This window comes from Leucobacter manosquensis (genome assembly GCF_018304845.1).
GTDB lineage: Bacteria > Actinomycetota > Actinomycetes > Actinomycetales > Microbacteriaceae > Leucobacter > Leucobacter alluvii.
Map to the genome: position 1 here is coordinate 1,093,521 of NZ_JAFEVO010000001.1, position 14,190 is coordinate 1,107,710.

At 68.5% G+C, this 14,190-nt stretch carries 11 protein-coding genes; 8 read left to right on the forward strand and 3 right to left on the reverse strand.

The genetic code is table 11. The features are described from left to right. Positions 1 to 145 precede the first annotated feature (145 nt). The 5 genes from JSQ98_RS05025 to JSQ98_RS05045 all read left to right on the forward strand — a co-directional run bounded on the left by JSQ98_RS05025 (position 146) and on the right by JSQ98_RS05045 (position 5,690). Positions 146 to 952, forward strand: a complete 807-nt coding sequence (locus JSQ98_RS05025; RefSeq protein WP_090150195.1) for a MoaF C-terminal domain-containing protein — start codon at positions 146 to 148, stop codon at positions 950 to 952. Positions 953 to 1,020: 68 nt separating this feature from the next. Then, entirely contained in the window at positions 1,021 to 2,202 is a 1,182-nt protein-coding gene (locus tag JSQ98_RS05030; protein ID WP_211648621.1) for an ABC transporter substrate-binding protein, read from the forward strand. Between the two features lie 164 nt (positions 2,203 to 2,366). Beyond that, a complete protein-coding gene (locus tag JSQ98_RS05035) occupies positions 2,367 to 3,242 on the forward strand; it encodes a branched-chain amino acid ABC transporter permease (protein ID WP_200331702.1) in 876 nt (291 codons plus the stop codon). After that, complete coding sequence (locus JSQ98_RS05040; RefSeq protein WP_211648622.1) at positions 3,229 to 4,998, forward strand: branched-chain amino acid ABC transporter ATP-binding protein/permease; 1,770 nt, start codon at positions 3,229 to 3,231, stop codon at positions 4,996 to 4,998. The genes JSQ98_RS05035 and JSQ98_RS05040 overlap by 14 nt, the downstream gene beginning before the upstream one ends. Continuing rightward, positions 4,995 to 5,690: an ABC transporter ATP-binding protein gene (locus JSQ98_RS05045; protein ID WP_211648623.1), complete on the forward strand. Its 696-nt coding sequence runs from the start codon at positions 4,995 to 4,997 to the stop codon at positions 5,688 to 5,690. The genes JSQ98_RS05040 and JSQ98_RS05045 overlap by 4 nt, the downstream gene beginning before the upstream one ends. 63 nt (positions 5,691 to 5,753) lie before the next feature. Here JSQ98_RS05045 and JSQ98_RS05050 read toward each other — a convergent pair whose 3' ends face one another. After that, entirely contained in the window at positions 5,754 to 6,581 is an 828-nt protein-coding gene (locus tag JSQ98_RS05050; RefSeq protein WP_211648624.1) for an SDR family NAD(P)-dependent oxidoreductase, read from the reverse strand. Positions 6,582 to 6,804: 223 nt separating this feature from the next. On the opposite strand from JSQ98_RS05050, the gene JSQ98_RS05055 reads away from it, so the two are divergent. Both JSQ98_RS05055 and JSQ98_RS05060 read left to right on the forward strand, forming a co-directional pair. After that, a complete protein-coding gene (locus JSQ98_RS05055) occupies positions 6,805 to 8,463 on the forward strand; it encodes an amidohydrolase (protein ID WP_211648625.1) in 1,659 nt (552 codons plus the stop codon). Positions 8,464 to 8,482: 19 nt separating this feature from the next. Further along, on the forward strand, positions 8,483 to 8,788 hold the full coding sequence (locus JSQ98_RS05060; RefSeq protein ID WP_090150200.1) for an EthD family reductase: 306 nt from the start codon (positions 8,483 to 8,485) through the stop codon (positions 8,786 to 8,788). A 57-nt stretch (positions 8,789 to 8,845) separates the two neighbouring features. Here JSQ98_RS05060 and JSQ98_RS05065 read toward each other — a convergent pair whose 3' ends face one another. Next, positions 8,846 to 10,432 (reverse strand): GMC family oxidoreductase, encoded by a 1,587-nt coding sequence (locus JSQ98_RS05065; RefSeq protein WP_211648626.1) that lies wholly within the window; start codon positions 10,430 to 10,432, stop codon positions 8,846 to 8,848. 189 nt (positions 10,433 to 10,621) lie between these two features. Between JSQ98_RS05065 and JSQ98_RS05070 the strand changes: the two genes are divergently transcribed. Further along, entirely contained in the window at positions 10,622 to 12,034 is a 1,413-nt protein-coding gene (locus JSQ98_RS05070; protein WP_211648627.1) for an aldehyde dehydrogenase family protein, read from the forward strand. 105 nt (positions 12,035 to 12,139) lie between these two features. On the opposite strand, the gene JSQ98_RS05075 is transcribed toward JSQ98_RS05070, so the two are convergent. Next, a complete protein-coding gene (locus JSQ98_RS05075) occupies positions 12,140 to 14,032 on the reverse strand; it encodes a DEAD/DEAH box helicase (protein WP_211648629.1) in 1,893 nt (630 codons plus the stop codon). Positions 14,033 to 14,190: the final 158 nt, after the last annotated feature.

The following is a 14,190-nucleotide window of genomic DNA, read 5'->3' on the forward strand; positions in this document are numbered from 1 at the left end:
CGAGCCGCCTGCAGCCGCCTCCGCACGCCCCTGACGCTGCGTACAGTGAATGCCACCTGACGGGCGACGAAGCCCGGTGGCATCCGCCCTCGGCGTTGCTGACCGCCTCTTCGACGCTCTCCGCGCACGAAGGAGTGACGGCACCATGACCACGCACGACATCACCGCAGCAGACCCGAACGAGTGGCGCAGCTACGACGAGTTCGCCGCCGGCATCGACGCCTTCCGGCTTCCGAATGCCAGCCTCGCGGGCACGGCGCTCGCCCTGACACTCGATGACGGATCCTCGCTTCGCCTGTCCTTCGGCACCGAGCAGGTGACGTGGTGGGCCGACGGTTCGCTCCCCGGCGGCGACGAGCACCGCGACCCGTACGACGCGGTGCGGGTGCGCTCCGACACCGTGTTCGTGAACCTCCCCCTCGAATCACTCGAGCGGGAATCACTCACGGTGATCTTCTCCGAATCGACGCATCGGGCGCTCGTGGTGCGCTCCACCATCGGTTCGGAGGATCACGCCGGAGAGCCGCGCGTGGGCCAGACCTTCTGGGCGGCGGTCACGGACGGCGGCGAGCCGTCGGGCGAAGCACCCGGGCCCTCACGCGATCTGATCGGAAAGCGCAACCTGTACCGCTACAGCCCGCACCACCTGTACGAGCACGTCTACATCTCCAGCGAGCGGTACGCGTGGCAGTGCGTCGAAGGGGTGCAGCGCGGGCACGGAGACATGGATCTCTCGACCGTGTGGAAGTTCTCCGACGGCCTCTACCTCTTCTGCTTCCGCGAGTTCCGGATCGCGGTCGCCAGCGTGTGGCTGCACGATCTCGGATATCAGTTGCGCACGACGGGCGTCTTCCTCGGGCTCACGGGCACCGGCGACGCCGAGCACTCCCGAGCCGGCGGCCACATCTACCCCATCGGGTCCGTCGCGTATCCCGATGTCCAACCGGTCTGAGCGCTCTGCAGAGCAGACGCCAGCCCCCACGCACTTCCCGCATCACGATCCATTCGAGAGGACATGACATGAAGAGACGCATCACCGGTGTCGCCGCCATCGCGGCGGCATCCGCTCTCGCGCTCTCCGGCTGCGCCGGAGGCGGAGGAGACGGGGGCGAAGGCGCCCCGATCAGGCTCGGATCCGTCAACACGCTCAGCGGCGCCGCGACCTTCCCCGAGGCGAGCGCCGCGGCGCAGGCGGTCTTCGATCGCGTCAACGCCGATGGCGGCATCGACGGGCGCATGATCGAGTACAACACCGTCGACGACAAGGGAGATCCGGCGTCTGCGACCGCCGCCGCACGCGAACTCGTCGGCAGTGACGAGGTCGTGGCGCTCGTCGGCGGCGCGTCGCTCATCGAGTGCGAGGTGAACCAGGACTACTACGCGCAGGAGAGCGTCTTGTCCATGCCCGGCATCGGCGTAGACACCGGCTGCTTCAACTCCCCGAATATCGCGCCTGCGAATCTCGGTCCGTTCAACGACATGACGCTCACGTTGCTCAACGGCTCGGAGAACCTCGGTCTCGACGACATCTGCGTGCTCCTCGAGATCGCGGGTTCGACGAAGCCCTCGTATCTCGCCGGGGTGGAGAAGTGGACCGAGATCACCGGCAAGGAGCCCCTGCTCGTCGACGACAGCCTGCCGTACGGCGGCTCGGACTACACGCCCTACATCGTGAAGGCGAAGAATGCCGGTTGCTCGGCGATCGCGGTGAACGGCATCGAGCCCGATGCGATCGGCCAGGTCAAGGCCGCGCAGGCCCAGGGCTGGGACGACGTCACCTTCCTGTTCCTGACCAGCGTGTACAGCGAGAACTTCGCGTCGGCGCTCGATTGGACGGGCAAGGGCGTGCACGTGCCAGCCGAGTTCTACCCGTTCACGGAGGACAGCGAGATCAACGCCGACTGGAAGTCGCTGATGGAGGAGAACGACATCGCACTCACCTCGTTCAGCCAGGGCGGGTATCTCGCGGCGATGAACTTCGTCGAGGTGCTCTCGAACATGGACGGCGAGTTCACGCGCGAGTCCGTTTCCGCGGCGCTCCACGACATGGAGCCCATCGAGAACCCGATGGTCGCCTTCCCGTACCAGTTCGATCAGATCGCGGAGCAGGAGTACACGCCCGGCGGGTGGCCGGTCGTACTCGAATCGGGAACCCGCGCCTGGGAGAAGTCGGCCGACGATTGGCTGCTCCCGGCGAACTGACGACCGGCCGGTCCCCGAACGGCGGACCGGCCGGCGCACACCACGGGAGTCCGGCGCGAACCCGCTCGTGCGCCGGGCTCCCGATCCACCATTCCGAATGCACTTCGGCGAAGGAGCCACATGCGTCACCCCACTCTCGACACTTCATGCGCCGGGGTCGGCGCATGAACAGCGGCGCGCTCGTGCAGGGCGCCCTGGCCGGACTCGCGTCCGGTGGACTCTACGCCGTGCTCGCAGTCACCCTCACGCTCATGAGCCGCCTGGTCCGCGTCGTCAACTTCGCACAGGCCGCGACCGGCATGTTCGCCGCGTTCTCGGCGGTGTGGTTCGCCACCGAGCTCGGCCTCCCGGTCTGGGCGGCGACGCTCGTCGGCATCCTGGTCGGCGCTGCATTGAACGGCGCGATCGGCTGGATCGCCGCGACCTGGCTCTCGGAGGCGACCGTCACCCTCCGCTCTGCGATGACCGTCGCTCCGCTCCTCATGCTGATCTCACTGTCGTTCATCATCTTCGGCAACAAGCCGCAGCCGTTCGAGCCGATCCTCTCCGGTCCGGCGTTCACCGTCGCGGGCGTCGTCGTCAGCTGGGTCACGATCGTGATGGTCGTCATCGCCGTGGTCGTCGCTGCCGGCTGCGCGCTGCTCCTCACCCGCACCACGATCGGCACGCAACTCCGAGCACTCTCTGAGCGACCGACGACGGCCGAGCTCATCGGCATCGCGGCGAAACCGCTTTCGATCGGCGTGTGGGCGGTGACGGGGGCGATCTCCGCCGTCACCATCCTCGTGATCGCACCCTCCCAGTCGAACGATGCCATCAGCCTGTCGATGCTGATCATCCCCGCCTCCGCCGCCGCCCTGCTCGGAGGCTTCCGACGCCTCGACTTCGCAGTCGCGGGCGGGTTGCTCCTCGGCATCATCTCCGGCATCGTCGCGCAGGTCCCAGCCGTGTCGTTCGTCCGCAATTTCATCCCGTTCCTGTTCATCGTCGTGCTGCTCCTGTGGTCGCAGCGGAAGGAGGTGTGGGATGTGGCTCGCTAACCACCGCTTCCGCGTGATCCTGCCCATCGTCGTCGCGGTCGCCGGCGTCGGCGTCGCCTGGGCGCTCAGCGTCGGTCTCTCCGGCTACTACGTGTTCCTCGGCATCAGTGCACTCACCGCGATCATCGCCGTGCTCGGCCTCGGCGTCGTCACCGGATCTGCCGGAATCATCGCACTGTCGCAGCTCACATTCGCCGCGATCGGCGCGTGGGTCGTCGCCTGGCTGAACACCCTCGACGCCCCGGGCGGATTCATCGTGTGGCTCATCGCGGGCGGAGCCGCCGGCGCCGTCGCCGGCATCGTGATCGGCCTCCCGGCGCTGCGGCTGCGCGGCGTCAACCTCGCCGTGGTCACCCTCGGCTTCGCGGCCGCGTTCGATGTGATGCTGGTGCAGATCCAGTTTCCCGGCGCATCTGACGGCATCGCCGTCGCCCGCCCGAACGGGTTCACGAGCGATCGCGACTACTTCTTCTTCGCCGCCGTCGTCATGGTGATCTGCGCGCTCATCGTGTCCGCGCTGCAGCGCAGCCGCATGGGGAGCGGCTGGAAGGCGGTGGCGTTCTCAGAGCGAGGCACCGCTGCGGTCGGCCAGAGCGTGTCTGCAGCGAAACTCTCAGCATTCGCCGTGAGTGCCGCACTGGCCGGTATCTCCGGCGGGTTGCTCGCAGGGCAGGTCCAGCTGCCGTTCGCCTCGAGCTTCGCCCCACTCCAGTCGTTAGCGCTCTACATCCTCGCGGTGATGAGCGGTGCCTACCTCATCGATATGGCCATCTTCGGCGGCATCCTCTGGGTCGTGGTCCCCGAGTTGCTGAAGAGATGGGGCGTGCCGCAGGACTGGGGGTTCGTCGTATTCGGACTCCTCGGCATCCAGGCCCTCACGAGCGGCTCGAATCTCGGCGAGGGGATTCGCGGGCTGCTCCGCCGTCGTTCGGCCGCACGAGGAGCAGCACGCGACTCCGAGCATGCAAGCGTCACGGAGGTCGGAACGAGCGTGCTCGACGTGTTCGCCGTCCCCGAAGCCGCCCAGCCGATCCCCGCGGATGCTCCTCCGGTGCTCGAGGTCTCGGGCCTCGGCGTGCAGTTCGGCGCACTGAAAGCGCTCGACGACGTCGCCGTCACCGTGCGCCAGCGATCCATCATGGGCCTCATCGGTCCGAACGGTGCGGGGAAGTCGACGTTCGTCGACGCGGTCAGCGGCTTCCTTCCCCAGCACGCGGGGCTCACCCTGCTCGACGGGGCCGACATCAGCCGGTTGTCGCCCACGCAGCGCGCCCGGCGCGGTCTCCGCCGCACGTTCCAGCAGGATCGCGTTCCCCCGCAGCTGACGGTCGAGGCGTACGTGCGTTTCGTGGGACGCCGCCGACTGGATCACGACGAGCTTGCCGATGCGCTCGCCTTTCTCGGATGCCCCTCCCCCGAAACGCCCCTCACCACCGTGGACATCGGCACGCGGCGCCTCGTCGAGGTCGCCGCCGCGGTGCTGGCGGGGCCGCGCGTGCTGATCCTCGATGAACCCGCGGCGGGACTGTCGCACGACGAGCATGTGCAGTTCGGGCACCGACTCACACGGATCCCCTCGCGGTTCGACACCGCGATCGTGTTGATCGAGCACGACCTCGATCTGGTGCGCTCCGTCTGCACGGAACTCACCGTGCTCGACTTCGGGCGCGTGATCGCGCAGGGCCCGACTGCCGAGGTGCTCGACACCCCCGTCGTCATAGCCGCCTATATGGGAGATGCGGAGATCAGCTCATGACCGAACTGCGACTTTCCGGAGTGACCGTGAGCCGCGGCGCCGGCCCGGTCGTCTCCGATGTCGACCTCGTGGTGCGCTCGGGAGAAATCCTCGCGCTCGTCGGCCCGAACGGTGCCGGCAAGTCGAGCCTCCTCGAATCCGTCTCCGGCGTGATTCCGCACTCGGCCGGAGACGTCGCACTCGACGGGAGCTCGATCGCGAAGCGCAGCAGGGTGCAGCGAGCCCGGGCGGGCATCGCGCACATCGAGCAGGGGCGGGCGATCTTCCCCTCACTGACGGTGCGCGAGAACATCCTCCTCACGGCGAAGACGGAAACAGCGCTCGCAGAGGTGCTGCAGTCGTTCCCCGAGCTCGAGAAGCGCATCGACGCGCAGTCCGTGCTGCTCTCCGGCGGCGAGCAGCAGATGGTGGTGCTGGCTCGCGCCTTCGCCGCGAAACCGCGATTCCTGCTCATCGACGAGATGTCGCTCGGTTTGGCGCCGGTCGTCTTCATGCGGCTGCTCCCCGTGATCCAGCAGATCGCCGAATCGGGTGTCGGTGTGCTGCTCGTCGAGCAGTTCACCCACCTCGCACTGGGCGTCGCGGATGAGGCGATGGTCATCGCCAGTGGTCGCGTCAGCCACGCACAGGGGCCAGCGGCAACGCTCGAGCAGGATCCGCGGCTCCTGCGCGCCGCGTACCTGGGGGGCTGACCGACGGACGGGCCGGTCGCGCGCTATGCGTTCCCGGCCCGACCCGCGGCTCCAGCGTGGCTACTACATTCCGGCGTGCTCGAACGCGACAGTCGGCAGATCGACGATGTGCGCGCCCCCGTCGGCGACCAGCACGGATCCGGTCATGTACGACGACTCTTCAGAACCCAGGAATCGCACGATCGACGCGATCTCGGACGGTTCGGCGGCCCGTCCGAGCGGCACGTCGCGCGTGACCGCCGCGTAGCCTGCGTCACGATCCGCGATCTGCGCGGCATGGGCGGCGAACTCGTCCATCTCGGCATCGGCCATGGGTGTGCGCACCCAGCCAGGGCAGACGGCGTTCACCCGAATGCCGACCCGCCCGTAATCGCGCGCCAGGCTGCGCGTCAATCCGATCAGCGCGTGCTTGCCGACGGTGTAGCCGGCGACCGACGGGCCGGCGAAGAGGCCCGCGAGCGACGAGACGACGACGATCTCGCTCCCGCCGCGCCGCGCCGCGCTCTCGGTCAGTGCCGGCAGCGCCTCGCGCGCCATCACGAACGCTGTGGTGAGATTCGCCGTGAGCGCAGCGTTCCAGTCCGCGTCACTCGTCTCGCCCACGGAGGCGAAGCCGTGGCCCCCCGCATTGGCGACGAGCACATCGATACGGCCGAAACGCTCGAGGATCCGCGCGATCGCTGCTCTGGCCGAGACTCGGTCGGCGGCGTCGGCCACGACTGGGAGCGCTCCGGTGGCAGTGGCGACCTCTGCGAGCGGTTCGGCGCGTCGCCCGACCACCGCCACCGCCGCTCCCTCGTCCGCGTAGCGCTTCGCGATCGCAGCTCCGATGCCGGTGCCTCCGCCCGTGATCACGATGACGCGCTGCGATGCTGGTGCCTGGTCGCTCATGTGGGGTCTCCCTGTCGCCGATGAGTGCTGGGCGGCGGAAGATCCGCTGCCCGTTTCCGACCATCCTGCTGCGGCATCGTGACCGCCGGGGCGATCGATCCCGCACCGTCAAGAGCGCCGCGCGCTGGGTCAACGGCGTGAGGGCGACGGCTGCGATACTGACGGCAGACCGCCCGATGCCCCCGGCTTGCGGGCCCAGCACGCTCACGAAACGGAGTCGCCGATGACCCTGTCGCCCCCTGATCTCATTCTCACCGGAGGCCGCGTCTACACCGTGGATCCCGAGCAGGCGTGGGCCGAGGCCATCGCGGTCGCGGGCGGTCGCTTGGTCGCGGTCGGCGACTCGGACGATCTGCTTCCGCTGGCGGGCCCTGACACCGAGATCCGCGATCTCGCCGGGGCGTTCGTGATGCCCGGGCTGGTCGATGTGCACAATCACCACTTCCTCGCGGGGAAAGAGGAGCTCTTCGAATTGCGCGTTCCCATCGGCGCGAGTCTCGACGGCATTCTGGAAGCCGTTGCCGCGCACGCGGCAACGCTGCCCGACGGAGCCTGGATCGTCGGTGGACCGTGGGCGAGCGATCGTCTCGGCGACGTGAACACGGCGGCGGCGCTGGAGCGTCTCGATGCAGCGGCCGGCGGCCGCCCCGTCATGCTCTCCGACGACTCGCATCACAACCGATGGGCATCGTCTCGCGCGCTCGAACTCGCGGGGGTGGAGCCCGGCTCAGCAGGCGTGCTCACCGACCCGAACGCGGACGATCGGGCGACCGGCGTGCTGCTCGAGGCTGCCGGGCTCCCCGTGGCCCGAGCGCATGCCGCTGCGGGCGCTCTCACCGCCGAGCAGGAGCGAGCTGCGGCTCAGCGCGGAGTGGAGATCCTCAACTCGTACGGCGTCACCGCATTTCAGGACGCTGGCGTCTCCACCCATATCCTCGAGGCGCTCCGCTCGCTCGACGCATCCGGCGACCTCGACGCCTGGGTCGTGAGCTCCCTGCTCATCAACGATGAGATCTTCGGCTTCGCCGAAGTGGGAGACGACCTCGTCTTCGGCGGCGAGCGCTTCCGCACCGAGCACCATCGCCCGGACTTCGTCAAGATCTTCCTCGACGGCGTACCGCCGACCCGCACGGGCGCGTTCCTCGAGCCGTACTTGCCCGACGATGCTCACGGCGATCACTTCCACGGCGAAACCCTCCTCGACCCTGCCGAACTCACCGGCTGGCTGCGCCGGGTCGCTCGAGCGGGGCTCTCCGCGAAGATCCACTGCACCGGCGACGCCTCGGTGCACGAGGTGCTCAATGCCGTCGAAGTGCTGCGCGGCGAGGGAACCACCGAGCCGCGGTATCAGATCGCGCACGGCCAGTTCGTGCATCCCGACGACATCCCGCGGTTCGCGGCACTCGGTGTGTCCGCCGACATCTCACCGTTCATCTGGGTTCCCGGCCCCATCGTGGAGGCGATTCGCGAGGTGCTCCCCCGCGACCGCGCCGATCGCATCCAACCGAATCGTGCGCTCATCGATGCGGGAGCGGTCGTCGCCGGCGGATCGGACTGGCCGGTCTCCCCGTCTCCGAACGCGTGGGAGGGGATCCACGGCCTCGTCACCCGCGAGGATCCGAGCGGCGCGTACCCCGGTGCCCTCTGGCCCGAGCAGGCGATCTCGCTCGCGGAGGCGATCGCCGCCTTCACGATCAACGGGGCGGAGGCGATGGGGCTCGCGCACGAGACCGGCTCGCTGACCCCGGGCAAGTCAGCTGACTTCGTCCTGCTGGATCGCGACCCGTTCGCGCATGACGCGCGCTCGCTCGTCCAGACCACCGTGACCGAGACATGGTTCGCCGGCCGTCGGGTCTACGAGCACCGGCCCGCAGCAGCGTGACCGCGGACTGGAGCAGATGATGACGCACCGACTACTCGTGCTGTACCCCGAACCGGCCGATCGAGCCGAATTCGAACGCTACTACCGCGACGTCCACCTGCCGCTCTGTGCGCAGCTGCCCGGCGTGCTCAGCATCGACTTCTCGCTGGCGATCCCCGAATCGCCGTATTTCGCGGTCTTCGAAGCGACCTTCGCCGACGCCGACGCCCTGCGGGCCGCGCTCGAATCGCCCGAGGGGCAGACCGTCGCCGCCGACGTGCCCCGGTACGCGACCGGCGGCGCGACCGTGATCACCTTCGCAGCAGAGCCGTTCCCGTTGGAGTGAGCTGATCACGGGCCTGTGCCACCCCTCCTACTGCAATCGGTACCGCAACTAGCTGACTCAGCGCTCTCCGCTCAGCAGGAACCGCGCACCGAGTTCGCCGATCAGCACGGCCGGCGCATTCGTGTTGCCGGTCGTCACCCGCGGCATGATCGATGCGTCGATCACGCGCAGCCCGTCGACGCCGTGCACTGCGAGTCGGGGGGAGACGACGGCGAGCTCGTCCACCCCCATCTTGCAGGTGCCGACCTGGTGGTGATACATCGCGACCGTGTCGCGCACGTAGTCGACGAGGTCGTCCCCATCTCCGATCTCCGGCCCGGGATAGACCTCCGTGGCGCCCCACTCCCCCGCCAGAGCCTGCTGCCGGCCGATGCGTCGGCACTGCTGCACCGAGGCGACGAGCGAGGCGACGTCATCGTCGTGGGAGAGCGCGCCCAGGTCGATGATCACCGGGTCTTCGGGGTCGGGCCCCGACAGCGCGAGCGAACCGCGGGACTTCGGGGTGACGAGCCCTGCCATGAACGTGAACCCGTCGGCGGAGCGCGGTTCGAGGAAGTCTCCGTACATGGGTACTGAGAAATTGATCGGCTGCGTGTCGGGTCGGTCGAGCTCGGCACGGCTCTTCCAGAAGATATGGGTCTGCGTGACCGATCGGCCGGCCTCCGGGGGTCCGACGGGCTGCTCGGTTTCGAAGATCACGGGTGCGAGGTAATGATCGTGCAGGTTCTTCCCGACTCCGGGGAGGTCTACGCGCGCCTCGATGCCGACCTCGGCCAACTCGTCGGCGGGCCCGATTCCGGAGCGCAGCAGCACGCGCGGCGAGTCCAGCGCGCCCGCCGCGAGCACCACTTCGTCTGCGTGCAACTCGCGCAGCTCGCCGCCCTGCGAGAAGCGGACCCCGGTGACACGGGGCCTCGCCGCCCGATCCCCGGTCGCATCGGCGTCGTCGTCCGCGAAGAGCAACTCGTGGACGTGGCATCCCACTTCGACGTTCACGCGATCCCGCACCGGCTTGAGATACGCCATGTACGTGTTGAACCGTCTTCCGTCGCGCACGGTGATCTGCTGCTGCGACACCCCGTCGAGCGAGGCCCCGTTGTAGTCGGGATTGTGCGGGAGCCCTTCCTGCACCGACGCGTCGATGATGGCCTGCTGGATCGGCGCGAGCGCATAGGCGTCGGTCACGTCGAGCAGCCCGTCGGTGCCGCGCAGCCCGTCGGAGCCGTCACCTGCGCCGTGGAAGTTCTCGATCGCGCGATAGACCGGCAGCACGTCCTCCCAAGCCCATCCGTCGTTCCCGAGCGATGCCCAGTGATCGAAGTCGAGCGGTGAGCAGCGCACCCAGATCATCGCGTTGAGCGAGTGCGACCCGCCGAGCACCTTGCCGCGCGGCAGATGCAGGCGATGACCGTTCGCCCCGGGCTGCGGCACCGTGTAGTAGTTCCAATCGTCGGCGCTGTGCCAGAGCTCGCCCATCCGCATGGGGTCGTGGATCGCTGGATTCCCGTCTTCCCCGCCCGCTTCGAGCACGGTGACCGAGACACCGGCGTCTGCGAGACGGCGCGCCACTACGGACCCGGCGGAGCCGGCTCCCACCACGATGACGCTGCGAGGCGGTGCGCCTCCAGTAGACCGAGCCGACATCGTTCACTCCTCTCACGGCGCGGCGGCGTTGCCGCACCGACGATTCGAGCGTTCCAGCCCTGGGGCGCGGCGTCGAGCTTGAGCGCGACGGTGTGCCGCGATCGTCAACGGCACTGCTTCGCCAGACAAGCAGCGGCCCCCGCCCCCGCATACCCTGGAGCCACTGACCGGACTCGAAGTGGAGGATCCATGAACACCTACGACAGCCTGCTTGCTGCCATCACACCTGCTGGCGGCGAGACGCGCGAGGTCTTCGACCCGGCGACGGGAGAACGCATCGGCACCGCTCCCGTTGAGGGGCTCGACGACCTGCATGCGGCGATCGATCGCGCGGAAGCGGCGCAACCCGCTTGGGCCGCGCTCCCCGATGCGGAGCGCCAGGCGACCCTGCACCGTGCCGCCGACGCCATCGAAGCCTCTTCCGAGGCGCTCGCCGAGCTGCTCTCGCGGGAACAGGGCAAGCCGCTCAACGGCCCGAATGCCCGGTTCGAGGTCGGCGGCTGCGTTGCGTGGACGCGCGCCGCTGCGGATACGCCGCTCCCCGTCGAGGTCATCATCGACGACGAGTCCGGCTATGCCGAGATGCACTACCGGCCGCTCGGTGTCGTCGGCGCCATCTCCCCCTGGAACTGGCCGATGATGATCTCGATCTGGCAGATCGCCCCGTCGCTGCGCATGGGCAACACGGTGGTCATCAAGCCTGCCGAGACGACGTCGCTCTCGGTGCTCGCACTGGTCGCGGTCATGAATCAGGTCCTGCCGGAGGGCGTGCTGAATATTGTGGCCGGCCCCGGGCGCACCGTGGGCGACGCGCTCACGCGGAGCCCGAAGATCAGCAAGATCATGTTCACCGGCTCGACCCCGGTGGGCAAGCGGATCATCGAAGCCTCCGCTGCGAATGTCGCGCGCCTCACGCTCGAGCTCGGCGGCAACGACGCGGGCATCGTGCTGCCCGACGTGGATCCCGCTGCCATCGCAGAAGATCTCTTCTGGGGGGCCTTCATCAACACGGGCCAGACGTGCGCCGCACTGAAGCGGCTCTACGTGCACGACTCCGTTTACGACGCGGTGGTGGACGAGCTCGCGAAGTTCGCGGCGAACGTGCCCATGGGCGTCGGGCTCGACGAGCAGAACGTGCTCGGCCCGCTGCAGAACCGTGCGCAGTTCGACGAAGTCGACCGCCTGGTCGAGTCGGCGAAGGCGTCGGGGGCTCGGGTCGTGCTCGGCGGGGAGCCGGATCGCGACGCGGTCGGCAACTTCTATCCGACCACGCTCGTCGCGGACATCGATCCGCACAACGACCTGGTCGTGGAGGAGCAGTTCGGCCCGGCCCTTCCCATCATCCGATACTCAGATCTCGACGAGGTCGTGAAGCTGGCGAATGAGCTCGAGTTCGGTCTGGGTTCATCGGTGTGGTCGTCGGATCGCGCACGGGCGCTCGAGGTCGCCGCACGCATGCAGGCCGGCACCACGTGGATCAACTCGCACGGCGGGCTGCATCCCATGATCCCGTTCGGTGGTGCGAAGCAGTCGGGGTACGGGCGCGAGTTCGGCGTCGCCGGCCTGAAAGCCGTCGCCGAGCCGCACGTCATCAGCGGCTGAGGCCGGCTGCGCGCCCGGTCATAGCACAGCACCCCTGCCGCTCCGGCGCACGCGCAGAACGCGTGTGCAATGGAGCGGCAGGGGTGCTGTCGTCAGGTTTCTCAGTTACCAGCGGGGCTTGCGCTTGCCGTCGGCGCGGCCTGCGCCGCCGTCACGGCTTCCGCCGTACCCGCCATCGCGTCCGCCGCGATCGTCACGGCTGCCACCGTAGCCGCCGCCCGAGCGTCCGCCGCGATCATCGCGACCTCCACGACCGCCGCGGTCGTCGAATCCCTTGCCGCGCGGGCCCGGGCCGTTGTCTTCGCGGAGCTGGATCGACTTGCCGCCGATCTGCGTGTCTTCGAGTCGCGCGACCGTTTCTGCGGAGAGCTTGGCCGGGAGCTCGACGAGCGAGAAGTCGTCGCGCACCTGGATGCGTCCGAAGTCATCGCGGGTCAGCCCGCCCTCGTTCGCGATCGCGCCGATGATCTGGCCGGGCTGCACGTTCTGGCGGCGCCCGACCTCGATGCGGTACATGCGCAGGTCGTCGCGGCGCTCGCGCGGTCCGCGATCCTCACGGCCTGGACGGTCGCCTCGACCGCTCCCCGAATCCTCGAGGAACTTCGCGGCCTGCTTGCGGTCGCGCTCGAACTTGCGGTCATCGTCTTCGGTCAGCAGCAGCGGGGTCTTCCCCTGAGCGACGACCGCGAGCGCAGCTGCGACGTCGGTCTCGGGTACGTCGTGGTGGCGCACGTAGTGGGAGATGATGTCGCGGAAGGCATCGATTCGGCGGGTTTCGCCGAGAGCCGACGTGATCGCGTCGTCGAAGCGAGACAGTCGCGTTGCGTTCACCTCGTCGATCTGCGGCAACGGCATCTGCGTGAGCGGCTGCTTGGTCGCCTTCTCGATCGCCTTCAGCAGGCGCTGTTCACGAGGGGTGACGAAGCTGATCGCATCGCCGGTGCGACCGGCGCGGCCGGTGCGGCCGATGCGGTGCACGTACGACTCGGTGTCGATCGGCAGATCGTAATTGATGACGTGGCTGATGCGCTCGACGTCGAGGCCGCGGGCGGCGACGTCGGTGGCGACGAGGATGTCGAGCTTGCCGTCCTTCAACGCCTGCACCGTGCGTTCGCGCTGCGCCTGCTGGATGTCGCCGTTGATGGCGGCGGCGGAGTAGCCGCGAGCGCGCAGCTTCTCGGCGACCTGCTCGGAGTCACCGCGCGTGCGGGTGAATACGATCATGCCGTCGAAGTCCTCGACCTCGAGAATGCGGGTCAGCGCGTCGAGCTTCTGCGTGTACGAGACGACGTTGTAGCGCTGCGTGATGCTGGAGCTCGTCTGCGTCTTGCCCTGGATCTTGATCTCGCGGGGGTCGTTCAGGTACTGCTGCGAGATGCGACGGATGGCGGCGGGCATGGTCGCCGAGAAGAGGGCGACCTGCTTCTCCTTCGGGGTGTCGGCGAGAATCGTCTCGACGTCCTCTGCGAAGCCCATCTTGAGCATCTCGTCGGCCTCGTCGAGCACGAGGTACTTGATCTGCGTCAGGTCGAGCGAACCGCGCTTGAGGTGATCCATGATGCGGCCGGGGGTGCCGACGACGATGTCCACGCCGCGACGCAGCGCGGAGAGCTGCTGGCCGTAGGCCTGGCCGCCGTAGACGGGGAGGAGGTGGACTTCGGGCAGGTGCGTGGCGTAGCTTTCGAACGCCTCGCAGACCTGGAGCGCGAGTTCACGAGTAGGTGCGAGTACGAGGGCCTGGGGAACGCCCTGGCCGGGGGTGATACGGGAGAGGATCGGAAGTGCGAAGGCAGCGGTCTTGCCGGTGCCGGTCTGCGCGAGGCCGACCACGTCTGCTCCCTCGAGGAGCGTGGGGATCGTGGCGGCTTGGATTGCAGAGGGCGTTTCGTATCCCACATCCGTCACTGCGCGGAGAACCTCGGGCGCAAGGCCCAGGTCGGCGAAGGTCGTGCGCTCGCCCTCGGATTCGGTGGGGGCGGCGTTTTCGGAAGAGGTCATCATACTATTCTACCGCGTTTCCTCGTCGCTGGAGTGACGCCGTCAGATCGACACGCAACCGGCGCCGAACCGCCACCGTCGATTCACCCGATTCGCACCGGCGCTCACCGCTGCGCCCCACCGCGGCACGGCCCCGCCGCGAACCCTGGCGCGCGCAC

Coding starts and splice junctions, on each gene's coding strand:
- JSQ98_RS05025 (WP_090150195.1), top strand. CDS start 146: ATGACCACGCACGACATCACCGCAGCAGACCCGAACGAGTGGCGCAGC.
- JSQ98_RS05030 (WP_211648621.1), top strand. CDS start 1,021: ATGAAGAGACGCATCACCGGTGTCGCCGCCATCGCGGCGGCATCCGCT.
- JSQ98_RS05035 (WP_200331702.1), top strand. CDS start 2,367: ATGAACAGCGGCGCGCTCGTGCAGGGCGCCCTGGCCGGACTCGCGTCC.
- JSQ98_RS05040 (WP_211648622.1), top strand. CDS start 3,229: ATGTGGCTCGCTAACCACCGCTTCCGCGTGATCCTGCCCATCGTCGTC.
- JSQ98_RS05045 (WP_211648623.1), top strand. CDS start 4,995: ATGACCGAACTGCGACTTTCCGGAGTGACCGTGAGCCGCGGCGCCGGC.
- JSQ98_RS05050 (WP_211648624.1), bottom strand. CDS start 6,581: ATGAGCGACCAGGCACCAGCATCGCAGCGCGTCATCGTGATCACGGGC.
- JSQ98_RS05055 (WP_211648625.1), top strand. CDS start 6,805: ATGACCCTGTCGCCCCCTGATCTCATTCTCACCGGAGGCCGCGTCTAC.
- JSQ98_RS05060 (WP_090150200.1), top strand. CDS start 8,483: ATGACGCACCGACTACTCGTGCTGTACCCCGAACCGGCCGATCGAGCC.
- JSQ98_RS05065 (WP_211648626.1), bottom strand. CDS start 10,432: ATGTCGGCTCGGTCTACTGGAGGCGCACCGCCTCGCAGCGTCATCGTG.
- JSQ98_RS05070 (WP_211648627.1), top strand. CDS start 10,622: ATGAACACCTACGACAGCCTGCTTGCTGCCATCACACCTGCTGGCGGC.
- JSQ98_RS05075 (WP_211648629.1), bottom strand. CDS start 14,032: ATGACCTCTTCCGAAAACGCCGCCCCCACCGAATCCGAGGGCGAGCGC.